Raw genomic sequence first — 24711 nt, 5'->3', positions numbered from 1 at the left:
TATGAGTTTTATTTTACCCATTATTGCGGTGATTGCAGGTTTTGTGATTGCTTACTTTCTAAAAGCCAATAATGCTACCGTAAAGTTATTGTTGTCTTTTAGTGGTGCCTTATTGCTATCGATTACGGTTTTTGAGTTTTTGCCCGAAACTTATCAGAATTACACTCCGGTAATTGGTTTGTTGATTATGACGGGTATTTTACTGCAAATCTTCTTAGAGTTTCTCTCTAAAGGTGCCGAACACGGGCACTTACATCACGATGAAAGCCAAAAACGTTTTCCTGTTTTATTGTTTATCAGCCTTTGCATTCATGCCTTGTTAGAAGGTTTTCCAATCGCAGACAATAAGCATTTACTTTACGGAGTTGTGATTCATAAAATCCCTATTGCCGTGATCATCACTTCATTTTTGATGCATTCTAAAATCAAGAAAACGCAAATTGCTTTCTTTCTGTTAGTATTTGCTCTGATGACTCCACTTGGTAGTTTGTTGCAACAAGTTTCCGCTTTAAGCGAAATAAAAAACTACCTCAACGCTATTGTGATTGGTATTTTCTTACACGTTTCGACAACCATACTTTTTGAAGCCTCCAAAAACCACCAGTTTAATCTTTCTAAAATCTTGACAATTGTTGCCGGAATTGTCGTCGCTTATTTGTTATAAATGTTTAGTAAGGAAGAATCGAAACAAATACGACAAGAATTTTGGACGAGTTTTGGACAACGTTCTCTTCGAAAATGGATACTCTACAACACCAAAATCAAAGAAGTTAATCTAAAGTTTCATTTTGATAACAAAAAAGCGCAAGTAGGTTTTGTGATTGATACTTCAGATGAAATTATAAAACCTTATTATTTTGAAAAGTTTGAAAGTCTAAAAACCATAATGAAAGAAGAAATAAGTGAAACGCTTGTTTTTGATGAGTTTTACGAAACCGAATCGGGTAAAATGGTTGGTTTTATTTATATCGAATTAGATAACGTAAGTATTCATAATAAAAAAACTTGGGAAAAGGTTTACGTTTTTTTCGAAACCTTTATGCCCAAGTTTGAAACATTCTTTGCAGCATACAAAGATTTTTTAGTTGGTTAGCAAGTTTTTGGTGCGCTATAAAATGAGCGATATTTTGACTAAATCTGTTCTTTTACAACACTTTAGTTTTTTGTATATATTTTTACGGTGCGTTTGTACGGTATGTGTCGAAATAAACAGTTTGTCTGCTATTTCTGTCGACTTTAAACCTTCTGCAATCGAATGCAAAATGTTTATCTCTTGTTCGGTTAACGATTCTAATACTTCTGTCGTAATTCCTTTGGCTTTTAGATCGTTCTGAATTTCAAAAATTAATTTAATTGCTTTGTTGACTTTCTTTTTAAATCCAACATCCAGCCCCACAAGGATTTCGTTGAGGCTTACTGGTCTTAATAAATTCTCAATTGGGTAATTAGCAAGTGCGTTCATAATCTAAGTTTAATTTTGGTTGATGAATCAAACTTAGTCTATAAAATTCTTAAAAAAAAAAAAAAGCCCTTAGTTTGTCGCAACTCGCAAGGTATTTGTCATCAAATGCAGTCGTTTTTTTTAAAGAAAAAACATCAAATGCAAGTTTTCTAACATCAAAAACAAGAGCTGCTTTATGCGTTTTCTTGTTCTTGCAGTAATATTTTCTTGATGTTTGGCTTGTAAGTTCGCGATAACGGCAACCAAGTTCCGTCTTGCAACATAAGACGAGTAGAATTTAAAATACGTATATATTTTAGGTTAAGTAAATAGGATTTGTGTATTTGTGCAAAACCTTCATGCTCCAAGGTTTCTTTTATTTCTTTAAGGGTATTTCTATCGACTTCGGGCTTTGCATTACCTTCGGAATAAAACTCCAAATAATGACCATCTGATTTTACGTACATCAACTGTTCAATTTTTAAAATTGCCTTACTCTTTAGATGTAGCAAATTACTCACATGAGCTTGTTTTCTTTCGGTTTGGAAATCTTCTAACTCTTCTCTTAATTCTGTGAGCTCTTTATTTTGTTGTTTATTTCTCTTCCAGTAGTAATAGCACAATAGACATATGAGAATAACTGCAACAATAGCAATGTAGAAATTAGATTGGTATAAAATTTTGGATTTACTTAGTGAGCTTATCTCTTCATCTTTTTCTTGTACCTGATGTTTGGTAAGAATCTCATTAAGGTTTTTTGCATTTTCGCTAGTGTAGGTTTCATTTTCTAATTTTCTTGCTTCCGTGAGGTACCTATGGGCTTTTTCAAAATCGTTTAACTCTTCGTAGGACTTTGAAAGTGCAACGTAATTATCATTCAACAGGCCTTGATGATTGACTTGCTTTGCGTATATAACACTCGAATCCAAATGTTTTATTGCTGTCGTATGGTCTTCTGTGGACTGTAATAGGTTTCCTTTTAAATTATGGATTTGCCCTAAACCAAATTGATAACCCATTTTTTTATAACCGCGGTAAGCCCTGTCATAATTTATACTGGCACTGTCTATTTTATTTAGTTTTGCGTAATTTTTTCCGATATTCTGATAGGCTAAATACTCTGCTTTTTTGACTTTGTTTTTTTTGTAATAAGGAATCAATTTATACAGGTATTGTAACGAACTATCGTAGGCTTTTTGGTTGGTGAGATTTACGGCTAAATTGTTATAAGCACGATATTCGTCACGTTCATTTCCATACTTTTTGGAAATCTGAATTACTTCCTGAAAGCTCTGATTACTCTGATGGTAGTCATTGAGTAACCCTTGAGCGATACCAATATTTAAAAATGTGGAGGTTTTATTTTTTTCGATACCTAAACTATCATAAATACGTATGGCTTTTTGATATAAATCGATAGCTGTTTTATAATCGTTGCTATTTTTATAACCTACACCAAGATCACTATAACTTCTAGCCATATTCTCATAGTCCCCTTCATTTTTGGCAATTTCTATAATCGTATAAAACTCTTCGTTGGATTTTTTCTGATTTCCAGCAACGGCTAACGCAATTGCCTTATTCCGCCAAGTATTGATGTACGTTTTATAATCTTCTTTGAGACCTTCTTTATGAACTAAAGCACTGTCGTAAAAAACAACACTTTTCTCATAATTTCCTTGAAGAAAATTGGAATAGCCCATCGCATAGTAACCGCGTAACAAGCCTTTTAAATGTTCAGCTGGTTTAGAAATTGCTAAAATTCTTTGCCCGTATTTGTGTAAAGAATCAGGATTTCTTTTATATTTTGAAGAAATTTCGACAAGTTGTTCTATCTCAGATGTATTAACGCTACTCTGAGCATAAGAAAAGTTCGCAATAAAGAACAACCCAAATACTAAGACTAAAGGGTTTACAATTTTAAATTGCATAATTTTGGTTGATAATTTAGTTACTTTAAAAGTAGTAAGATTTTCTATATTAAAAGAATAATCAGCGAGTTTTTATCGTTTAAAACAAAAAAAACGCTCCATCTAGATGGAGCGTTTTTTTTGTTTTATGGACTGTATAAACTATATTTCCACTTTTTCTTCTTCCGATTTTTCGATAGAAGCCAAATATCTTTCTGCATCTAAAGCTGCCATACAACCTGTTCCTGCAGCCGTTACTGCTTGACGATATTCTTTATCTTGTACATCACCACTTGCAAAAACACCAGGTAAATTTGTTTTGGTCGATTTTCCTTTGGTAATTAGATAACCAGTGTCATCCATATCTAATTGACCTTTAAAAATATCTGTATTTGGTTTGTGTCCAATCGCGATAAAGAGTCCAGTGATTTTTATTTCTTCTTTCTCGCCTGTTTTGTTATTGATCATTCGTAAACCTTCAACTACTTGATCTCCTAACACCTCTTCTACTTCGGTATTATAACGTAAGTCGATATTCTTTGTTGAGGTGACACGGTGCTGCATGGCTTTGGAAGCACGCATTTCATCACTACGAACCAACATCGTTACTTTGGTACAAATATTTGCTAAATAAGTAGCTTCTTCGGCAGCAGTATCACCTCCGCCAACAATAGCTACTTCTTGACCTTTATAGAAAAACCCGTCACAAACTGCACAGGCAGAAACTCCACCTCCGCGTAAGCGTTGCTCACTAGGTAAACCGAGGTATTTTGCCGTCGCTCCTGTAGAAATAATAACTGTTTCTGCTTCTACCCATGTTTTATTATCGATACAAGCCTTATGAATACCACCTTCTTCTTTACTTAAAACAACTTCAGTTACCATCCCGATACGAACTTGTGTACCAAAGCGTTCTGCCTGTTGTTGTAATTGCACCATCATTGTTGGTCCATCAATACCTTCTGGATATCCCGGAAAATTATCTACTTCTGTAGTGGTGGTAAGCTGACCTCCTGGCTCTAAACCGGTATACATTACTGGGTGTAAATCTGCCCTAGAAGCGTAAATCGCAGCAGTATAACCTGCGGGACCAGAACCTATAATCAAGCACTTTATTCTTTCTAAACTGTTATCTTCTGACATTTCTTTGTTTTAATTTGACCGTAAAAATAATAAGTTTAATTGAAAAAAGTCGAATGAAATAATGAAGACTTTTAATAAGCTTATAAGATTTTTTGATAAGTGAAGATTTTATGCTACAAATCATAAATTCAAACCCACATTTTTGATATTTTTGTAAAAACAAAAACTTCCTATGGATAAAAAAGAGATTCTTTCTAAAATTGATAAAAAATACCAATCACTTGGTGAAAACCCAGAAACCTATTTAGAAGGTCTATTGCATGCAAAACCTATAAATTATTGGGATTATGTGCAAGTTGACACCTTACTTTCTTTACAAAACCCAAGAACCGATTTTAAAGACGAGTCTATTTTTATTATGTATCATCAGATTACCGAATTGGTTCTTAAACTCATGATTCATGAGTTAGAGCAAATTACGGCTCCCGACTTCAATAATGACGAAAAGGTTTTTGCTGAAAAAGTAAATCGGCTTTCCCGATATTCAGAAATGCTCATTACAACATTTGATGTCATGCGGCACGGCATGAATTATGACGATTACAACCAATTCAGGCTGACGTTAGCACCTGCAAGTGGTTTTCAGAGTGCACAATTCCGTTTTTTAGAATTATACTGTACGCCTTTAGAAAACCTCATCAACGCTCACGGTAAACAACGTTTACCTAAAAATCCTACGGTAGAAGACTATTTTGACCATATTTATTGGAAAGACGCAGGACACAATCGTCAAACAAATAAAAAATCTTTGATGCTCACCCAGTTTGAGGAAAAATATTTAGATAAATTCATCAAATTGGCGAAACAAATGCAAGGCAATACTTTGGAAGAAAAGTTCGCTAAAATAGAAAACCCTACCGAGCAATTGCGCCAAGCTTTACGCGGATTCGATTTTATGTACAATGTCAAATGGCCAATTACTCATCTTAAAACTGCACAGTTTTACCTCAACAGCAAGGGCGAACACAAAGCCGCAACTGGAGGTTCAGATTGGATGAAATATTTACATCCAAAATACCAACAGCGTAAATTTTTCCCAAACTTATGGAGTGAAGAAGAAGTAAAAAATTGGGGTGAAATCAAAAACATTTAAATTTCTTTAACGTCATATCTATAGCATTTGTATTATTTTTAGTCGAATACAAAATCTAAACACCATATGCGTATTACTTCGCTCGAAGATTACCACCAACAATATCAAAAAAGCATTGAGAACCCAGCAGCGTTTTGGGATAAAATTGCTCAAAATTTCTATTGGCAGAAGAAGTGGGATTCGGTTTACGAAGCCGATTTCGAAAAAGCAAAATTCTCTTGGTTCAAAGGTGCTGAGCTTAACATTACCGAAAATTGTCTTGACCGACACGTCCGTAAGAATCCTGATAAAATTGCTTTTCATTGGGAACCCAACAATCCTTCTGAAGATTCCATAAACATTACCTATCAAGAATTACAAGATCGTGTTTGTCGGTTTTCTTACGTTTTGCACGAAAAAGGAATCGGAAAAGGCGATCGGGTTTGTTTGTATATGCCTATGATCCCAGAGTTGGTCGTTGCGATGTTGGCTTGTGCAAGAATCGGTGCTGTTCATTCTATTGTTTTTGCAGGATTTTCGAGTAAGGCATTAGAAAACAGAATCAATGATGCCCAATGCAAATTATTGATTACTGCCAATAGTTTTTATCGCGGAAGCAAACTCATCAGTTTAAAAGAAATCTGTGATGTCGCACTCGAAAATACGCCAACTATCGAAAATGTGATCGTTTATCGACGAACCATCGAAATCACTCCTATGCAAGAAGGTCGTGATACATTTTGGTTTGATGAACTATCTAAAGCTTACAAAGAATGTGACCCTGCGGTGATGAATGCCGAAGACCCTCTTTTTATTTTATATACTTCAGGTTCTACAGGAAAACCAAAAGGTGTGGTCCACACTTGCGGTGGTTATATGGTTGGAACGACTTACAGTTTTGAAAATGTTTTTCAGGTCGACGAAAATGATGTCTATTGGTGTACGGCAGATATTGGCTGGATTACGGGTCACTCTTATATTGTTTACGGGCCTTTAGCTTTTGGTGCAACTTCTGTATTGTTTGAAGGTGTACCGACTTACCCTGATTACCGGAGATTTTGGCAAATTGTCCAGAAATATCAGGTGAGCCATTTTTATACCGCTCCAACAGCCATTAGAATGCTTGCCAAACAAGGTGAGAAATACGTAGATGCTGAAAGCTTAACTTCCCTAAAAATATTAGGAACGGTTGGCGAACCTATCAACGAAGAAGCATGGGAATGGTATAACGAAGTAATAGGTCAAAGAAAATGCCCTATTCTCGATACCTGGTGGCAAACCGAAACTGGAGCTATTATGATTTCTGCTTTAGCGGATGTTACGCCCAACAAACCCACTTTTGCCACTTTACCCTTGCCGGGTGTTTTACCTGCATTGATGGATGAAGATGGAAAAGAGATAGTATTTAACGGAAAAGAAATTCAAGGCAACTTATGTATTAAAAATCCTTGGCCATCGATGGCACGAACTATTTGGAGCGACCATGAACGTTTTAAAAAAGTATATTTTTCTACTTATAAAGGAAAATATTTTACGGGAGACGGAGCGCTACGTGATGCCGATGGAAACTACAGAATCACGGGGCGTGTTGATGATATTATTATTATTTCTGGACATAATTTGAGCACTGCTCCTATCGAAAATGCCATCAATGAAATAGAAATTGTGGGCGAAAGTGCTATTGTAGGTTACCCTGACGACATCAAGGGAAATGCTTTGTATGCGTTTATCAGTTTAAAAGAGGGTACTTCTGATGAAGAAAGTATCAAAAAAGCAATTTTAGAGAAAATCAGCCAAGATATCGGCGCGATCGCAAAGCCCAGCAAAATTCAAATTGTTGAAGATTTACCTAAAACGCGAAGCGGTAAAATCATGCGTCGTATTTTGCGTAAAATAGCTGCTGGAGAAAGAGATTTTGGAGATACTTCTACCCTATTGAATCCGGATGTAGTTGAAAAAATAAAAGCAAAAGCAATTAGTTAAATATATCATCTAGTTTAGGGATAACCCTATTTTTAAAGACTTCTTAATGCAACATCATTCTGAACTTGTTTCAGCAGCTCACAGACTTAAATCTAAAATCAACATGAGAACCTGAAACAAATTCAGGTTGACGAATTTATATTAAAATTGTATATGGAATAAGAATTTTTCTACTCTAAAAAATAGTCAAATCTCCTTTTCCTTCTCTGATGACCAATGGTTCGTCTTCGGTCAAATCGATAACCGTTGAAGCAAGATTATCACCATAACCACCATCAATCACAATATCGACGAGTTTATCCCATTTTTCAGCGATAAGCTCAGGATCTGTTGTATATTCTAACACCTCATCATCATCTTTGATAGAAGTCGAAACAATAGGGTTGCCTAAGGCCGTAACTAATGCTTTACAAATCTTGTTGTCTGGAACTCGAATACCAACTGTTTTCTTTTTCTTAAAAACCGTAGGTAAGCTGTTACTCCCTGGCAAAATAAAAGTATATGGCCCTGGTAAGTTACGCTTTAGAATTTTAAAGTTATTGTTGTTGATAGAAGCATATTCCGAAAGATTACTCAGGTCTTCGACAATAAAAGAAAAATTGGATTTTTCAAGTTTCACACCTTTAATGCGTGCAATTTTTTCCAAGGCATTGGTATTGGTAATATCACATCCCAAACCGTAAACCGTATCGGTAGGATAGATTACCAAGCCGCCTTTTTTGATTACATCTACCACTTTTTTAATTTCTTTTGGTGATGGATTTTCTTCGTAAATTCTAATTAATTCTGCCATAATCTATTTTTGAAGGTGAGCTTCGTTGTAACTTATCATCCAATTGATGTCAAATTTATCGGTAAACATTCCAAAATAGTCGCCCCAAAAAGTAGCTTCCATAGGCATGGTCACTTTTCCTCCTTCAGACAGGGCATTAAAAACACGATCAGCTTCTTCTTTGCTTTCTACTGCAATAGAAATCGAAATGTTATTTCCTATCATCGTTTTTGGTGCCCATTCACCACCAGTGTCGCTTCCCATCAACATCGTTTCTTTACTAATGGACAAAGAAATATGCATGATTTTTTCTTGATCTTCTTCAGGCATTTGCATGCCTTCTTGTGGTGGCATTTCAGAAAATCTTCCCAGATAGGAAAAATCCCCTCCAAATACCGTTTTGTAAAAATTAAAAGCTTCCTCACAGTTGCCTTTAAAAGTTAAATACGGATTGACAATCATTATTTTAAGTTTTAAGTTATTGGTTTATTTTTAATTTGTCCTGATAGACTTGCCTAAACTTTTTGAGTTTAGGATTGATGACCGCTTGACAAAAAGCTGCTTCAGTATTTCTTTTATAATAATTCTGATGCTCTTCTTCTGCAGGATAAAAGACCTCAAAAGAAGTCACTTCCGTCACAATTTTATCTTCATAATGAGGTTGTAGTTCTTTTATCACTGCCTCTGCAATCTTTTTTTCGCTCTCGCTGGAATAAAAAATAGCACTTCTATATTGTGTACCGACATCGCCACCTTGTCGGTTGAGTGTTGTCGGATTGTGTGTAGTCATATGAATAACGACTATATCTTCATAAGAAATCACACTTGGGTCGTATTCTATTTTTACGACTTCGGCATGGTTGGTTCTACCGGTGCAAACCTCACGATAAGCTGGATTTTTGATGTCGCCACCACTAAAACCACTAGTTACCGCTTTTACGCCTTCTAAATCTTGAAATATCGCTTCGGTACACCAAAAACAGCCACCACCGAAAATTGCTTCTTTTATGTTATTCATATTAAATGAAACTTTTATGTTTTCTAACTGTCATTCGAACCTGCTTGTTGGCAGACAGGTTTATTTCGGAATCTCATCAAGTCAATTTACAAATCACGATGAGAATCTGAAACAAGTTCAGGTTGACGAAATATTTTTAGATTCCTGTTTACACAGGAAGTTGTTTATTTTTCTTTTTCTAACGAAACCGCATTTACGCAATACCGTAAACCACTTGGTTCTGGCCCATCAGGGAAAACGTGTCCCAAATGAGCATCGCAAGTATTACATGTGATTTCTACTCTTATCATCCCAAAACTTGTGTCTTTGTGATAGGCAATATGATTGATTTCTGCTGGTTGCGTAAATGATGGCCAACCCGAACCACTCTCAAATTTTTCCTCAGCATCAAAAAGCAAAGTCCCACAACAAACGCACTTATATTTTCCGGGTTCAAAAGCATTACACATCTCAGAACTATGTGCTCTTTCGGTACCTTTTTGACGAGTAATAGCAAATTGCTCTGGTGTTAACTGGCTTTTCCATTCGGTTTCTGTTTTTTCTACTCGCTTTGGAGGTGTTGGATTTCCGTGGGTTGCGAAGTCAATAATATCTTTCCAAGTAAGCATATTCAACACTAAGTTTTTAAGAAAATAAAATTAGCTAAAATTATTGCTCTAAGTAATTTTTTAAGGATTGTTTAATAAGTTCGCTCCAACCGGCTTGGTAATTTTCTTCTTTAAAATCTTCACCAGCTTCTCTCATGTTTTCAATTCCTTCATGGGAAAAATTGAGTTGCGAATTGTTTTCATCACCAGAGATTTCCCAAGTGACCATCGAAATGCCCTTACTATTATTAGGATGTTGCCACGTATGCTGAAACAACTGCTGCGAAATTACTTGTACGATTTTACACAAATGCAAGTATTTGTTTTCGCCGCCAGGCTCATAAAAGGTAAACTCCTCTCCTTTTTCTAAATCAAAAGGCTTAATATCGAAATACCAATCTTTCATCTGTTGGGTATTGGTAATGGCTTCCCAAAGCTTTTGTTTACTTGCCGAATAGTTCTGCTGAATTTGTATCATCTATAAATTATAAGAAAAACCTACTTCAAAACCAACCGTATTATGACCATGATTAGGCTTTTTGAGATTAGCGTTAGAATTATGTTTCAAGGTGATGCGTGTTTCTAGCATAAATTTAGTCTTTTCGTAACTAAAACCCAAACCTATCACATCCGAAAAAGCAAAACCTTTACTAAGTCTCTCCGTATCTTCTGTGGTAACCATCGGACCAATACTCAACAACCCAAAAGCACTAAAGTCTTCTAACAAATAATAACGATATAAAATCCCGAGATTCAAAGCGATTTCATAAAAGTCTCTTTTTTGCAAGTATAATTCTCGTAGCTCTTGGTAATTGTTTGGGTACTCGTACTCTTGGATAAAATAATGATTGAGCAATTGGTGTTCTGCCCAAAAGAAACCAGGTTCAAATAAAAGCTCCAGTTTTGATTTTTTAAAAGTTTTATAATCTTTTGCTATCTGAAATTTTAGGTAAGTCGTTTGGTGCGTATAATTATCATTATTAAATGGAAAAACCTGTTGTTTGGCTTGACCATAATTCACCCCCACACGTTGAATAAAGCGCTGCGCCAAAAGGTTCTGACAACAAAAAAGAAAAAGTACAAAGAAGAGTTTTTTAGTCATTCTGTTTCTTTGGTTGAAAATTGCTTTACAAGTATATTGTTTTTATTGGTGCAGGTAAAGTTATTTATTATAAATATGTTTTTAAACCTATAAATCACTCATGCATAACCATTTCGTAACTTATACATTTTATAATATGTGTAATATTGCTTATATTTAGAAATCATCAAAATATGAATTATGAAAAATAAATTACTCTTTTTAGCTTTAATGCTAAGCTTTATTACTTTAAAAAGTAATGGACAGATTACAGAAAATTTCGACTCTGGTTTAGCAGCTACATATACTACAGGAAATCAAACACTAAGTTCAGGAGTTTGGCAAACTGCTGACGTGTTTCAAGAAAGTGGTGGAAATTCTAGAGGTGGTGTAGGTCATGCTGCAAGATTAAATGATGATACTTCTGATGCGTCTCTTACAACTCCCCAACTTACAAATGGTGTTGGAGATATATCATTTTGGTATCGAGAATTAAATTCTGGGGGTGGAACATTTGATGTGCAAATATCAACCGATAGTAGTACTTTTACAACAATTACATCACAAGTATTTGCCGGAACAACATTTCAAGAATTTACATTCTCTATGAATAACAGTGGTAACTCTCTATACATTAGAATTGTAAATGATAATCAATCTGGACATTTGATAATTGATGACTTTTCTGCTACCGCTTTCGGTTCACCCTCCACAGATACAGAAGTAAACTTTGCCACCACTAGCACTACCATAAACGAAGGTGATGGTACTTATAACATTGATTTAACGATAATGAACGAAGACGCTACAAATGCTACTACTGCAGATATTGTTCTGATAAGTGGCGATGCCACAGACATCAACAATTATACGACACAAACCGTAACTTTTCCTGCGGGATCGTCAGCCAATCAAACAGTTACCTTAACGATTACCGATGATGCTTCTATTGAAGGTACAGAGAATTTAACTTTTGAGATACAGAATGTAGCTGGAGGAAATAACGCTGCTGCTGGAGTTTCCAACCAACTGAATATAAGTTTAGAAGACAATGATTTTCCTCCTGTTCCAGATATAATCATTTCTGAAGTGGCAGATCCAGGTGATAATGCTAGTGAAGGAAGATTTATCGAGATTTATAATAATGGTAGTGAATATATCGACCTTTCTAATATTTATTTATCATTATTCTCTAATAATAATACTAGCCCAACTACAGAACAGCAATTAAGCGGTGTTTTAAAGCCTGGTACGTTTTATGTGATTGGTGATCCTCAATTTGAAAATGCATATTCTTTTACTCCCGATGCTTTAAGTGGTGTTGCAAATAGTAATGGAGATGATACTTATGTTTTGTATTACAATGGTAATTTTAGTTCTGGAGGTACAGTGTCAGACATTTATGGTGAAATAGGTACAGATGGTACTGGTGAAGTTTGGGAATATGAAAATAGTAGAGCAGTAAGAAATAATCTAGCTACAAATCCTAATAATACATGGACAGCTTCTGAATGGACAATTACCAGTGCCGACGTAGCTGATATGACACCGGGTACCGACGATACGCGTATTGACTATGTGTATAGTGCTGGCGCTTGGTCTCCTGCAGGAACACCTACACAAAATGATATGGTTTCTATAGAAGATAATTTAACTGTTACTAACCTTGAGGCTTATAACTTAACTGTTACTACTGGAAATACTTTGACCATTCTAGGAGAACTAAATGTGATTGGTGATATTATAGGAGATGGCACGATAGTAATGGAAAGTACATCGATTAACGACACCGCGACTTTGGGAGAGATGTTATCTACATCAACAATAAGTTCTAATATCACTTTTGAAATACAACGCTTTATCCCTGGTAAAAGAGCTTTTCGATTTTTATCAAGTCCCGTAACCACAACAGGAACAATTAGAGCTAACTGGCAAGAAGGACAAAATAATACAGGTACCGCTTTTCCTGGAGATAACATCAACAACAACACAGGTTTTGGAACGCACATTACCGGTTCTACCGATGGTAGCAATGGTTTTGACGCCACCATTTCCGGTAACCCATCTTTATTTGATTTTGAAAATAGCAGTCAGACTTGGGCAGCTGTTGCTAACACAGATGTACTCACCTTAGAAAGAGGAAAACCTTACCGCCTTTTTGTAAGAGGAAGTCGTGCGATAGATTTATCCAACAATACCGCTACGGCAGACGACACCCGCCTGAGAATGACTGGAACGATTGCAGACGCACAACAGATCGATGTGAATAGTTTGAGTTCTACTACAGGGGATTACAACCTTATCGGAAACCCTTACCAATCTGCTATTGATATGAACTTGGTTCTTTCTAGCTACAGCACCGATTTAAACACCACCTATTATTACATTTGGGATCCTAATGTCAACACCAGAGGTGCTTATGTTGTGGTAGATGTCACTACGGGTTCAAATACCGTTCAAGGTGGCGTTGGTTCTTCAGCAGCAAATGAATATTTGCAACCTAACCAAGCCTTTTTTGCAAGAACAACTGGTGCTTCACCAAGCTTGGAGTTTCACCAATTACAAAAAGTTAGTGGAAATCTCACGGCTACGCATAAACCCATGATAGCGAAAGAGATGAATATCAAGTTATTCTCTACGCTAAACAGCAGTCCATTTTTAGTTGATGGAGCTAAAATTTATTTTGATACAAATTATGGCAATCAAGTCGATGAGAGTGATGCTGAAAAACTAGGAAACCAAGATGAGAATTTAGCCCTAGTTAACGGAAATAAATTTTTAAGTATCGAAAGAAGAGCTTTACCTGTAGAAGATGAAGAAATTCCGTTTTTTAATAACAACTACAGAAATACCGATTATCATTTTTCTATCGATTTACCTGCGCTAGACAACGAAGCTTATCTTGTTGATAGTTATTTACAAACGCAAACACTTTTACAAGAAGGTGTAAATACGTATAACTTTACGGTAGATGAAAACATTACAGAGAGTATAGCTACCGATAGATTTAAACTCCTGTTCGGAAAACCTTTAGGTGCTATCAACAGCGAAGTGGCTTCGCTAAATGTTTACCCTAACCCAGTTCACGGAGATATTTTACATATTACTGATGCCAACATCAATGGTGACACAAGTGTGAAAATAGTAAATATACTTGGTCAACAAGTTTATCAAAAAACATACAAAAATGTGCATCAAGATGTTACTATTAATAATTTATCTGCACTTCCTACAGGTGTATACATTCTCAAAGTAACTTCCAACGGAAAAGAATTTACACAAAAAATTATCAAACAATAAAATCAAAGCCCATGAAAATTACTAGATATATATTAGCACTTATAATTACAGTTTGTCTAGGCAGTTTTGTAACTGCACAAGATTTTTCTGATATCCCTGGTTTTCCTGATGATGTAGATGATTCTACTCCTTCTGGAGCTCCAATAGATGGTTTGATTGCTTTAGGGATTGCAGCTGGGGCAATTTACGGTTACCGTAAAATCAAAAAAGAAGACTCTTAAAGAACTGAAAACCTTTAGTTGATGAAATAAAAAAGGAGGGAAATTCCCTCCTTTTTTATTTATTATAATGAACTCCAAATTACATTTGCGTCTGAGCTTTCATCATTTTGTCCTGAATTTTTTGTTGTAATTCTGGTTTTGTCTGGATTTGAGTTCCAATCTCTTGGTAACGTTGCATTGATAAACCTTTTTCTTTTACAACTTCAGCCATTTTCGCTTGTAAAGCAGGTTGCATACGTTGGATTGCAGCGATTATTTTATCATACTTTGCTTTTTCTGCTTCTGTATATTCTATTTCCGCATCTGGTGTTGCTTGGGCTTGTTGAATTGCTTGGAAACGTGCCAAGGTCAAACCTTCTGCTTCCATCAAAGCTATCATTTCTTTTTGTGCACTTTGGTTTTCTGCTTGTAGCTCACTAAAAACCTCTACAAATGTATTTAATTCTGCATCGGAAACTGGTTTTACCTCTTGTGCAAAAGAGGAAATACCTGCCATTAATGCAATTGCCACAAATAAACTTTTAAATTTTCTCATAATTCTTTTTTATTTTGATTTTCAATAGTACTAAATAATAATTTAAAAGAAGCCTTATTAACTCATTTTAAAGAAATCTTAACAAGATTTAAAACCCTTTTAGTTTCATCTATATAACAACTTCAACGCCAAAACTCCTACCTTCAATTTCACTTAAAGTGGAATATTGCCGTGTTTACGGTCAGGACGCAATACTTTTTTGTTTTCTAACATCGCATACGCCTTGATTAGTTTTCTACGGGTTTCCTTTGGTCTGATCACCTCATCGATAAAGCCACGCTTGGCCGCTTCAAACGGATTGGCAAACAACTCTGCATACTCTGCTTCCTTTTCTTTTAGTTTTTCTTCTGGATTATCGGCATTAGCAATTTCTTTTCTAAAGATAATCTCTGAAGCTCCCTTGGCTCCCATCACGGCAATTTCTGCTGTTGGCCAAGCAAAATTCATATCGGCACCGATGTGTTTAGAATTCATCACATCATAAGCTCCACCATAAGCTTTACGGGTAATCACCGTGACTTTAGGTACGGTGGCTTCGCTTAGAGCATAAAGTAATTTTGCCCCGTGCAAAATAATGCCGTTCCATTCTTGATCGGTTCCTGGTAAGAAACCAGGTACATCAACCAACACCAACAACGGAATATTAAAACTGTCACAGAAACGAGTAAATCTTGCCGCTTTTCTAGAAGAATCGACATCCAAAACTCCAGCTAAACTCATCGGTTGGTTGGCTACGATCCCTATACTTCTTCCGCCGAGGCGGGCAAAACCTACAATGATATTATCCGCAAAATCTTTGTGAATTTCATAAAAAGAATCTGCATCAATAATCCCGTTAATCACATGATGCATATCATAAGGCTTATTAGAACTATCTGGTATGATGGTTTCTAAGGCATCACGGTATTCGTCACCTAAAGTAAAAGCCAACTTTTCAGGCTTTTCTTTGTTGGATGAAGGCAAATAGCTAATTAGTTTTTTGACATCTTCCAGACAAGCCACATCATTAGCACTGGTCACGTGCGTCACTCCTGATTTTGTTGAATGTGTACTTGCGCCTCCCAATTCTTCTGAAGTTACTTCTTCGTTGGTTACCGTTTTCACCACATTAGGTCCTGTCACAAACATATAACTAGTGTTTTGCACCATCAACGTAAAATCGGTCATCGCAGGCGAATAAACCGCTCCACCAGCGCAAGGCCCCATAATTGCCGAAATCTGCGGAATCACTCCCGACGCTTTTACGTTACGGTGAAAAATATCGGCATAACCGCCTAACGAGCGAACGCCTTCTTGAATTCTCGCTCCTCCAGAATCGTTTAATCCAATCATTGGTGCGCCTACTTTCACGGCCAAATCCATCACTTTACAGATTTTCTCGGCATGGGTTTCTGAAAGTGCTCCTCCAAAAACCGTAAAATCCTGTGCAAAGACATAGACTAACTTTCCGTTAATAGTTCCGTAACCGGTAATTACACCATCACCGTAATATTTTTCTTTATCGAGTCCAAACTCTGTTGTTCTGTGCGTTACTAGAAGTCCGATTTCTTCAAATGAACCTTCATCCAGCAAATATTCTACACGCTCTCTTGCGGTAAGTTTATTTTTACTGTGTTGCTTTTCGATTCGTTTTTCTCCTCCGCCCAAATGTGCAAGCGCAATCTTTTCTTCTAATTGTTTTGTATTATCACTCATATAAATATGATTTAATGAGGGGTTTTTAATAATTTTTTTTCTTGTAAGTAACGTGCTAAAGCTACCTTAGCCGCTAATTTGGCTTCTGCCTGATTTTTTTTACTCAATGCTTCAGGAGTAAAATATTTTTTGACAAAATGGGTGTCGAAATCACCACTTTTAAAGTGCTCGTTCTCCATGACAAACTTCCCGAAAGCTAAAGTAGTACTTACACCTTCTACCTTATAATCGGCAATAGCCTCGATCATTAATTGGATAGCCTCTTCTCTATTCTTGCCATAAGTAATTAGTTTTGAAAGCATGGGGTCGTAATAGATAGGTACATCCATTCCTTCTTCAAAACCGTTATCTACACGGATGTTTTCACCCACAGGCAATTGGTAGGTTTCTAAATTTCCTACGCTTGGTAAGAAATCGTTCAACGGATCTTCGGCATACACCCGCAATTCCATCGCATGACCGTTGATTTTGATATCTTCTTGTTGAATTTCCAACACCTCGCCTCGAGCTATTTTTATCTGTTGCTCGACCAAATCGACACCAGTGATGAGTTCTGTTACTGGGTGTTCTACTTGTAAACGGGTATTCATTTCCAAGAAATAGAAATTTTTATTCTCATCTAATAAAAACTCTACGGTTCCTGCACCGACATAGTCACAAGAACGTGCCACTTTTACGGCAGCATTACCCATTTTTTCTCTCAGACTTTCGTCTAAAACCACCGAAGGTGCTTCTTCAACCACTTTTTGGTGACGACGCTGGATACTACATTCTCTTTCTACTAAGTGAATAATATTTCCGTGGGTATCGGCAAGCACTTGTATCTCGATGTGTCTTGGAGATGCTACATATTTTTCAATAAAAACAGAACCATCACCAAAAGCAGATTTAGCTTCGCTAATCGCTCGTTTCATCTGTTCTTCAAGGTCTTTTTCTTCGTTGACAACACGCATTCCTTTCCCGCCACCGCCAGCAGAGGCTTTAATCAAAATTGGAAAACCTATCTCTCTTGCAATCTGCGTGGCTTTGTTTACATCTTCTATCGCTTCGTCTATCCCTGGAACCATAGGAATATCGTAGGCTTTTACGGTTTCTTTGGCAGCCAATTTACTACCCATCACCTCAATGGCTTTTGATCTTGGCCCGATAAAAGTAATGTTGTTTTTTTCTGTCAGTTCTGCAAAAGCGGCATTCTCACTTAAAAAACCATAGCCTGGATGGACACCATCAACACCAAGTTCTTTACAAACTTCGATAATTTTATCCATCTTGAGGTATGATTCGTTGCTTGGTGCTGGACCAAGACAAACCGCTTCATCTGCAAATTTTATATGAGGTGAATTCCGATCGGCTTCTGAATAGACCGCTACGGTTTTGATCCCCATTTTTTTAATGGTTTTCATCACTCGTAAAGCAATTTCTCCTCTATTGGCTACTAATATTTTTTTCATGTATTGTTTTTGTTTTTTCTTGACATCATACCGAATTCGTTTTAACACCTCTTCAGGTGAGATTCCGTATCAAATACAGAATGATGTTACTTATACAAGTTATTTATTCAAATACTATTAAAACTTGGTTTTTATCTACAGTTTCTCCTTTGGCCACACTAATACTTTTAATTACACCGTCACGTGGTGAAGTAATGGTATTTTCCATTTTCATAGCTTCAAGCACCAACAAAAAGTCACCTTCTTTTATTTCGTCACCTTCGTTTACGCTAATTTCTAGAATTAACCCTGGCATTGGGGCGTTTACCTCATTGACCATTTGACCTTCGTTTACCGATAAGCCCATTTGATCTATTAAAATGTCTAATGGAGTTTCGATATGTGTCTCATAAGTATTGCCATTGATGCTAATAGTATATTTACGCTCAAGAAAATTGCTAGAAATAATTTCTGCTTTTATCGATTGGTAATTTTCCACCAAATGATATTTAGTAGTGTTTATCTTGGTTATATCTAGATTTTGTATCTCTTGAGTAGAAAGTGCGTAGTGTAAATCTTCATTTACAATTACTTGGTATTTATGACTCATAAATGTCTTTTTCTCATTAATTTTAGGAAGTTGTAAATATAAAAAATCTTTAGCGGTTACTCAATTTTAATTTTATGGAAGAAAAACCTGGATTTCAAACTTATTATGCAGTCATTTTTGTTTCTACTCTCAAAGATAAACATGATAAAAGCTATTATCATATGTCTGAACAAATGGTGGCTCAAGCAAAAAAACAACCTGGGTTTTTAGGATTCGATTCTGCACGAAGTGAAATTGGGATTACGGTTTCTTATTGGAAAAGTCTAAACGCTATTAAAGATTGGAAAACTCAGACGCAACACCAAATTGCACAGCAATTAGGTAAAGAAAAGTGGTATGCCCATTACCATATAAGAATTGCAAAAGTTGAGCGAGAATATCATTTTAATAGTCTTTAGCAAAGCATGCTAAAGCTTCAGTTAGACCCACAAATTTTGAAATAGGAAAAGCCTCATTAGTTGAGGCTTTTTTAATGATTTAATTGATCTATAATTTTAAAACTTACCGTTTTGTTTTTGGCAATGCTGTATTCGTATATTGCTCTTCCTTCGATGTGTCCATCATTATAATCGGCAATAAGCCATTTGTTGCTCAAAAGTTGAATGTTTCCAAAACGCATCGTTCCGCCAACCACAGCTTTTAGTGGAATGAGCTCTGTTTTTTTGCGCAATTCGTTTTTGATATATTCCCTTGGATTTTCGATACCCATTTTCTTAAAATCATCACCATCGTACTGAGAGAACCAATAGTTATCAACTTGTAAATCTTGATTTTCTTTAAGGATCTCTGCTTCTATTTTGTCTATAGATTCGATTTCAGCGTCTTGTAGTAATTTAGTCAACGAATCATTTTTAGCTTGCAAACTGTTTATTTCATCTTGTAAACTTTCACTTTTAGTATTTTCTTCTACACAAGCCAAACATAAAAACGCAAAAACAAAAAGGGCAGTTGTTTTCTTCATTAAAAATTTATCTTAGGAGTTACATAAACGCTTTGATATCGTCGCTTAGGTCATAGATTTCTGCTTCGTGAAAAGTGTTTTCCAAAATACTACTTCCAGCAGCACTTCGATAACCTGCAGCACAATGTACAACGATTGGTTTTCCGTTAGCACTCGAGATTTGATGTGCTCTATCTCGCAACTCGTGTAACGGAATATGTACCGAATGGGCAAAAGGTTTGTTCTCTTCTACTTCTGATAGGTTTCTGATGTCTACAATAGTATACTTGTCTTCATTACCCTTAAGCTCGTTGGCAGAAATTTTAGATGAAGTTTTTAATAAACGATGTTCGATAGTGACAATTCCCTTAAGTTGTTTTTCATAACCAATTTTAGCAATACGCTCTAAATAAGTATCAAACTGATTGACAGAATCGACCACCAGGTAAAAAGCTTCTCTTGGTTTTACAATCGCACCCAACCAAGTTTCTAACTTCTGCGCTTCTCTTATTGCTTCGATGTTAATACTGTTGGGTAAATGCCCTGCTTTAAAGTCAGAAATTTCACGGGTATCGATCACCAAAATGTTTTTTTCTACTTTAGAACGATTGATGAGTCTTGGCACTTTACCTACCGATCTTTCGTAGTGATCTGCACCTGCTTTATTGGTATCTACGTCGAAACCAAAGTAATGCGGCACCATAGGCTGATCTTTTAATATTTCCGCTACAAAAGCTTCTTCGGTTTGTTTCTGAAATGCCCAATTTGATTGTCTTTCTTCGCCCATTGTACTGGAAGAAGCACTACTCATATTCTTTCCGCAAAGTGAGCCTGCTCCATGAGCTGGATAAATGATGGTATTGTCGGGTATATTATTGAATTTTGTCTGAATGGTCTTGTACATCGCTTTTGCCAATTCTTCTCGCTTGGCTTGCATATTCCCTACATTTTCTCGTAAATCTGGTCTCCCTACGTTTCCTATAAAAATGGTATCGCCTGTAAACAAAACTTTATCGTTGATATCTTCGTTATTTTCTGCATATACACATATACTATCTGGCGAATGTCCTGGAGAATTGATTGCCGATAAGGTAATTTTTCCTAAGGTAATGATGTTTCCGTCATCAAAACTCTCGTGCGGGTACTCTGCACCGACCAATTGACTGGTATAAATGGTTGCGCCTGTTTCTTGGTGTATTTGTAAATGCGAACTCACAAAATCGGCATGCGGGTGTGTCTCGATAACCGCAACGATTTTTGCTTTGTTTTCTTCCGCGTAAGCGTAATATGGCTGTGGATTTCTAGAAGGGTCGATGATGACCATTTTACCCTCTGAAAGAATGGCATACGAATAATGGGCCAAGGCTTTATCTGAAAATTGTTTGATATTCATTTCTTTTTCTATGCTTTTGTATAAACAACAAAGATAAAAAAAGGAATAGAAATAAGCTTAAAAAGAAATAAAAGCAAGCAGCAGAAAAACACGCTTCTTATTTTTCAGAATATATTCTAAAAAATATTCCCCTCTAAAAAGAGGGGAAGAAAATTGTTGTTTTTAACCTATCTAGGTCACTGAGCTATCTCTGTTGAACGAAGCTGAAGTAAATAGAAGTAGGGCAGTAATTTAGACGAGACCCTGAAAAAAGTTCAGGGTGACGTATGATTTACTTAGGAAAATTAGCATTTGCCTTTACTTCCTTGATCTGTTCGGTGTGTCTGGTTCCGTGTCCAGAAATAAAGCTTAAAAACTGATACGCATCTACATAACCTGATGGTGACTCTAAGACTTGATTACGCAATTGCTCACTAGAGTAATTATTTACAAAATCGATAGAGGCTTCTCGCTGTGCTGTAAAATCTTTGATCGCTGTTTGGGCATCTTTATACACATTTTCTCCTTGTATGGCTTCTGGTGCTTTTGCTTTTTGTTCTCTATTTACAATAAAGCCCATTAGTTCTTCGTCACTTACCATAATCGAATCTCTGGATATTTGTTTTTGCTCTGTCATTGCTGTTTGTAACATATCGAGTAATCCTTTTTCTGATTTGATGATGTGATCGACACATTGCCCAACCGACCATTGGTCTGGAGAAGGCTTAAAGGTAAGTTGTGCTTCAGACAGGCCTTCTACTTCTGCAATAAGTGCTGCTTTGGTTTGGTTGTATTGTGCTACCAATGCCGCTAATTCATCATCTTTTACTACCGTCTCTTGTGCTTCCAGTACCTCTTTTAGGTTTTCTAAACCTTCTTCGAAATCATCGGACATGTCAAAAAACAATGCCATGGCATTAAACGGATACGGACTGTGACCTTCATTTTTCCATGTAACTTTCGTCTGGTTATCACCAATCGGTTCTGTACTCATGGTTGCCAACATCGGGTCATCCCAACCGTCTAATCTTATTTCTGTAGAAATGCTTTCACCTTCTTTGATATCGACGATTTTCTGGTTTCCTTTTCCTACTTGCCAGTTTTCACTTTCCCAAAAGGTCGTAAAACCAACCGTTCCGTCTTCACCTTCGTAGGTACTTTTCATATTTGGGTCAATCTGGTTCCAAGTACCATAATTGTCTTGGTTTTTTAGATGTTTGATGTAATCAAACACTTGCTCTTCAGGTTGATTGATTACGATTTCTTCTTCGTAAGTAAACTCTTTTGGCATCACCAAACCTGCAATCAAGAAGAAGGCAATTACTAAAAGAATGAGTATTCCTATAAACTTTAAAATTTTCATGAGTTTGTGATTTTTTGATTGTTAACAGTCAAATATCGCAATTTTCTTTTTAGTTTTAAACACCCAACAAAAATTTTATGCAAACTTACGTTGCTTTTCTAAGAGGAATTAACGTCGGCGGTCACCACAAAGCTCCGATGAAAGAACTGAAGACACTTCTAGAAAAAAATAACTATAAAAACATCTTGACATTACTCAATTCAGGCAATATTATTCTAGATACTGAAGTGGCTTCTACGGAAAAACTAGAACACGAACTTACTATCTTACTCGAAAGTCATTTTCAGTTTCCGATACCAACAGTGATAAGAAGTAAAGAGGTTATTTTAGCCATGTTAGCATCCAAGCCTTTTCAGCAAGTAAAGGTTCACAAAGACATCCGGCTTTATGTGAGCTTTTTGTACGAAAAATTAGATAAAAGCATCTCACTTAAAGAAATGGAAGACGAATCCTTTACTTTTGTCAAAATTACCGATGAGGAACTGTTTTCTGTTTTAGACCTCACTAAAAGTAAAACTACCAAAGCCATGGAAAAGATGGATAAAGCTTTTAATAAAAAACTCACTACCCGCAATTGGAATACGATAGAGAAAATTGGGGCTAAATTATAGCATAAAAACTTAAGAAATCAGATGAAAATATTTTTAGGATTCAATTTCGATTTCAAATTAAACTTTACTTTTTCACACGTTTCACTTCTTCTAAAGTCACTGGGTTTTCTTCTTTATTTCCCCATGCGTTCATGATATAATTCATTACATCTACCACTTCCTCGTCGGTAAGACCTAAAGGCGTCATGATATTTTCGTAGGGTTTTCCGTTGACGGTAATTTCTCCGCTTAAACCATATTTTACAGCATGGATACTTTCGGTACGCTTGTTTTTTAACCAATCAGAGTCGCGCAGTGGTGGATATATTTTTGGAATTCCTTTACCGTTAGGCAAATGGCATTGTACACAAAACTCGGTATAAATCGCTTTGCCTGATTGTTCCTGCTCGACAATAAGCTGATTGCTATTTACCGAAGTATAATCTTCGGTAGTGTTTTTTCCTTTTTTATCTTTACAAGCGATGAAGTTTATCATCATCAAAACAAAGATGAGTTTTCTCATTTGGTAACTAGTTTTACGATTCCTAAATTTTCTACTCCAATATAGATTTCATCTTTTGGGGAAAGATTGATGCTGCGTACTCTTCCTATATCTTCTAAGAGTTTTCTCCTCTCTACGACTTTATTTCCGTCGAGTTTTAAAAATTCTAAATATTGAAATTTTAACGAGCCAACCAATAAACCACCTTTGAGTTCAGGGTATTTATCAACAGTTACAAAAGCCATTCCGCTAGGTGCAATACTTGGTGTCCAATAATGAATGGGTTGCTCCATCCCTTCTTTTTCAGTGATATCGGTAATCGATGTCCCGCTATAATTTTCACCGTATGTGATCACCGGCCAACCATAATTGGCTCCTTTTTTTACGATATTGATTTCATCACCACCTTTTGGACCATGTTCGTGCAACCATAGTTCTCCTGTTTCTGGATGAATTTCCATACCTTGCGGATTGCGATGACCGTAACTGTAAATGGCTTTTTTTGCATCAACTTGATTGTAAAAAGGGTTATCAGTTGGAATTTCCCCATTTTCGTGTAAACGATAAATTTTACCGCCATCTCTTTTTATATCCTGCGGATTGACATCACGCTCGCCTCTTTCACCAATTGAAAAATAGATGTCATTGTTTTTATCAATCACTATTCGGCTTCCAAAGTGTTGTCCTGCTGTGGTATTAGGAATTGCTTTATACAGTACTTTCTGGTTGATGAGCTGATCGTCTGAAAGTTCTGCTTGCATTAATGCGGTATTTCCGCCGTTATCATCTCCAGCTGGTGAAGCATAGGTTAAGTACAAGCGTTTATTTTTTGAAAAGTTAGGATGCAAAGCGATATCTAACAAACCGCCCTGACCGCGGTTATAAATTTCTGGTAAACCTGAAATTTCTTGTTTATTACCGTCATTAAAATGAATGAGCCTTCCGTCTTTTTCGGTAATAAGCATCGAATTATCAGGCAAAAAAGCAAATGCCCAAGGGATTTGAAGGTCTTTGACAACCACTTCATAATCGTAAGTGAGCACTTGATCGATTTGCTGATCGTTTTGCTTTTTTTGACCACAAGCGATTAAAAAAGAAAACGCCAAAAGACCTAAAAGAAGTTTGGGTAGGGTTTTCATAGTTACT

26 protein-coding genes are annotated in these 24711 nt (G+C 36.2%); 8 read left to right on the top strand and 18 right to left on the bottom strand.

The genetic code is table 11. From position 1 onward, the window contains the following. The first annotated feature begins 1 nt into the window (after position 1). Together DNG35_RS10315 and DNG35_RS10310 are read left to right on the top strand one after the other, a co-directional pair. Positions 2-664 (top strand): ZIP family metal transporter, encoded by a 663-nt coding sequence (locus tag DNG35_RS10315; protein ID WP_111128835.1) that lies wholly within the window; start codon positions 2-4, stop codon positions 662-664. Beyond that, the gene (locus DNG35_RS10310; RefSeq protein WP_111128832.1) at positions 665-1093 is read left to right on the top strand and encodes a DUF4268 domain-containing protein; all 429 of its coding nucleotides are present in this window, start codon (positions 665-667) and stop codon (positions 1091-1093) included. 15 nt (positions 1094-1108) lie between these two features. On the opposite strand, the gene DNG35_RS10305 is transcribed toward DNG35_RS10310, so the two are convergent. The 3 genes from DNG35_RS10305 to trxB form a co-directional block, all read right to left on the bottom strand. Next, positions 1109-1462 carry a helix-turn-helix transcriptional regulator gene (locus DNG35_RS10305; protein ID WP_111128829.1) on the bottom strand — a complete coding sequence of 118 codons (354 nt, stop codon included), beginning with the start codon at positions 1460-1462 and terminating at the stop codon, positions 1109-1111. Between the two features lie 173 nt (positions 1463-1635). Continuing rightward, the gene (locus DNG35_RS10300) at positions 1636-3372 is read right to left on the bottom strand and encodes a LytTR family transcriptional regulator (protein ID WP_111128826.1); all 1737 of its coding nucleotides are present in this window, start codon (positions 3370-3372) and stop codon (positions 1636-1638) included. A gap of 141 nt (positions 3373-3513) precedes the next feature. After that, entirely contained in the window at positions 3514-4494 is a 981-nt protein-coding gene (gene trxB / locus DNG35_RS10295; protein WP_111128824.1) for a thioredoxin-disulfide reductase, read from the bottom strand. Between the two features lie 172 nt (positions 4495-4666). Between trxB and DNG35_RS10290 the strand changes: the two genes are divergently transcribed. Both DNG35_RS10290 and acs read left to right on the top strand, forming a co-directional pair. Then, on the top strand, positions 4667-5587 hold the full coding sequence (locus tag DNG35_RS10290; RefSeq protein ID WP_111128821.1) for a tryptophan 2,3-dioxygenase family protein: 921 nt from the start codon (positions 4667-4669) through the stop codon (positions 5585-5587). Positions 5588-5653: 66 nt separating this feature from the next. Next, positions 5654-7549, top strand: coding sequence for an acetate--CoA ligase (gene acs / locus DNG35_RS10285; protein WP_111128819.1), 1896 nt, complete (start codon positions 5654-5656; stop codon positions 7547-7549). A gap of 175 nt (positions 7550-7724) precedes the next feature. On the opposite strand, the gene DNG35_RS10280 is transcribed toward acs, so the two are convergent. The 6 genes from DNG35_RS10280 to DNG35_RS10255 all read right to left on the bottom strand — a co-directional run bounded on the left by DNG35_RS10280 (position 7725) and on the right by DNG35_RS10255 (position 11028). After that, a complete protein-coding gene (locus DNG35_RS10280) occupies positions 7725-8342 on the bottom strand; it encodes an L-threonylcarbamoyladenylate synthase (RefSeq protein WP_111128817.1) in 618 nt (205 codons plus the stop codon). 3 nt (positions 8343-8345) lie between these two features. Next, complete coding sequence (locus DNG35_RS10275) at positions 8346-8786, bottom strand: VOC family protein (protein WP_111128815.1); 441 nt, start codon at positions 8784-8786, stop codon at positions 8346-8348. Between the two features lie 13 nt (positions 8787-8799). Beyond that, positions 8800-9339, bottom strand: a complete 540-nt coding sequence (gene msrA / locus DNG35_RS10270; protein ID WP_111128812.1) for a peptide-methionine (S)-S-oxide reductase MsrA — start codon at positions 9337-9339, stop codon at positions 8800-8802. 164 nt (positions 9340-9503) lie between these two features. Continuing rightward, positions 9504-9947: a peptide-methionine (R)-S-oxide reductase MsrB gene (gene msrB / locus DNG35_RS10265; RefSeq protein WP_111128809.1), complete on the bottom strand. Its 444-nt coding sequence runs from the start codon at positions 9945-9947 to the stop codon at positions 9504-9506. A gap of 40 nt (positions 9948-9987) precedes the next feature. Then, positions 9988-10404: an SRPBCC domain-containing protein gene (locus tag DNG35_RS10260; RefSeq protein WP_111128807.1), complete on the bottom strand. Its 417-nt coding sequence runs from the start codon at positions 10402-10404 to the stop codon at positions 9988-9990. Continuing rightward, positions 10405-11028 (bottom strand): acyloxyacyl hydrolase, encoded by a 624-nt coding sequence (locus DNG35_RS10255; protein WP_111128805.1) that lies wholly within the window; start codon positions 11026-11028, stop codon positions 10405-10407. Between the two features lie 180 nt (positions 11029-11208). Here DNG35_RS10255 and DNG35_RS10250 point away from each other — a divergent pair, with 180 nt between their 5' ends. Both DNG35_RS10250 and DNG35_RS10245 read left to right on the top strand, forming a co-directional pair. Further along, complete coding sequence (locus DNG35_RS10250) at positions 11209-14307, top strand: T9SS type A sorting domain-containing protein (RefSeq protein ID WP_111128803.1); 3099 nt, start codon at positions 11209-11211, stop codon at positions 14305-14307. 11 nt (positions 14308-14318) lie between these two features. Beyond that, positions 14319-14528, top strand: coding sequence for a PID-CTERM protein-sorting domain-containing protein (locus DNG35_RS10245; protein ID WP_111128801.1), 210 nt, complete (start codon positions 14319-14321; stop codon positions 14526-14528). A 79-nt stretch (positions 14529-14607) separates the two neighbouring features. Here the strand turns inward: DNG35_RS10245 and DNG35_RS10240 are convergent, their stop codons facing one another. From DNG35_RS10240 to DNG35_RS10225, 4 genes are all read right to left on the bottom strand, one after another. Then, positions 14608-15063, bottom strand: a complete 456-nt coding sequence (locus DNG35_RS10240) for a DUF4168 domain-containing protein (RefSeq protein WP_111128799.1) — start codon at positions 15061-15063, stop codon at positions 14608-14610. A 153-nt stretch (positions 15064-15216) separates the two neighbouring features. Beyond that, positions 15217-16758, bottom strand: a complete 1542-nt coding sequence (locus DNG35_RS10235; protein ID WP_111128797.1) for an acyl-CoA carboxylase subunit beta — start codon at positions 16756-16758, stop codon at positions 15217-15219. Positions 16759-16769: 11 nt separating this feature from the next. Continuing rightward, a complete protein-coding gene (gene accC, locus DNG35_RS10230; RefSeq protein ID WP_111128795.1) occupies positions 16770-18209 on the bottom strand; it encodes an acetyl-CoA carboxylase biotin carboxylase subunit in 1440 nt (479 codons plus the stop codon). 103 nt (positions 18210-18312) lie between these two features. Next, complete coding sequence (locus DNG35_RS10225; protein WP_111128792.1) at positions 18313-18798, bottom strand: acetyl-CoA carboxylase biotin carboxyl carrier protein subunit; 486 nt, start codon at positions 18796-18798, stop codon at positions 18313-18315. Positions 18799-18872: 74 nt separating this feature from the next. Here DNG35_RS10225 and DNG35_RS10220 point away from each other — a divergent pair, with 74 nt between their 5' ends. Beyond that, a complete protein-coding gene (locus DNG35_RS10220) occupies positions 18873-19196 on the top strand; it encodes an antibiotic biosynthesis monooxygenase (RefSeq protein ID WP_111128789.1) in 324 nt (107 codons plus the stop codon). Between the two features lie 71 nt (positions 19197-19267). On the opposite strand, the gene DNG35_RS10215 is transcribed toward DNG35_RS10220, so the two are convergent. The 3 genes from DNG35_RS10215 to DNG35_RS12200 form a co-directional block, all read right to left on the bottom strand. Continuing rightward, positions 19268-19759, bottom strand: a complete 492-nt coding sequence (locus tag DNG35_RS10215; RefSeq protein WP_111128786.1) for a hypothetical protein — start codon at positions 19757-19759, stop codon at positions 19268-19270. Positions 19760-19778: 19 nt separating this feature from the next. Beyond that, the gene (locus DNG35_RS10210) at positions 19779-21131 is read right to left on the bottom strand and encodes a rhodanese-like domain-containing protein (protein WP_111128784.1); all 1353 of its coding nucleotides are present in this window, start codon (positions 21129-21131) and stop codon (positions 19779-19781) included. 271 nt (positions 21132-21402) lie between these two features. Next, positions 21403-22473, bottom strand: coding sequence for a DinB family protein (locus DNG35_RS12200; RefSeq protein ID WP_158524892.1), 1071 nt, complete (start codon positions 22471-22473; stop codon positions 21403-21405). A 77-nt stretch (positions 22474-22550) separates the two neighbouring features. Here DNG35_RS12200 and DNG35_RS10200 point away from each other — a divergent pair, with 77 nt between their 5' ends. Beyond that, entirely contained in the window at positions 22551-23084 is a 534-nt protein-coding gene (locus DNG35_RS10200) for a DUF1697 domain-containing protein (RefSeq protein ID WP_111128781.1), read from the top strand. Positions 23085-23148: 64 nt separating this feature from the next. On the opposite strand, the gene DNG35_RS10195 is transcribed toward DNG35_RS10200, so the two are convergent. Both DNG35_RS10195 and DNG35_RS10190 read right to left on the bottom strand, forming a co-directional pair. Beyond that, the gene (locus DNG35_RS10195) at positions 23149-23586 is read right to left on the bottom strand and encodes a cytochrome c (protein WP_111128778.1); all 438 of its coding nucleotides are present in this window, start codon (positions 23584-23586) and stop codon (positions 23149-23151) included. Beyond that, the gene (locus DNG35_RS10190) at positions 23583-24704 is read right to left on the bottom strand and encodes a PQQ-dependent sugar dehydrogenase (protein WP_111128776.1); all 1122 of its coding nucleotides are present in this window, start codon (positions 24702-24704) and stop codon (positions 23583-23585) included. The genes DNG35_RS10195 and DNG35_RS10190 overlap by 4 nt, the downstream gene beginning before the upstream one ends. Positions 24705-24711 lie beyond the last annotated feature (7 nt).

This window comes from Mesonia sp. K7, assembly GCF_003233725.1.
GTDB lineage: Bacteria > Bacteroidota > Bacteroidia > Flavobacteriales > Flavobacteriaceae > Mesonia.
Note: the sequence above shows the minus strand (reverse complement) of the source record. Positions and strands in the feature narration are given on the sequence as shown.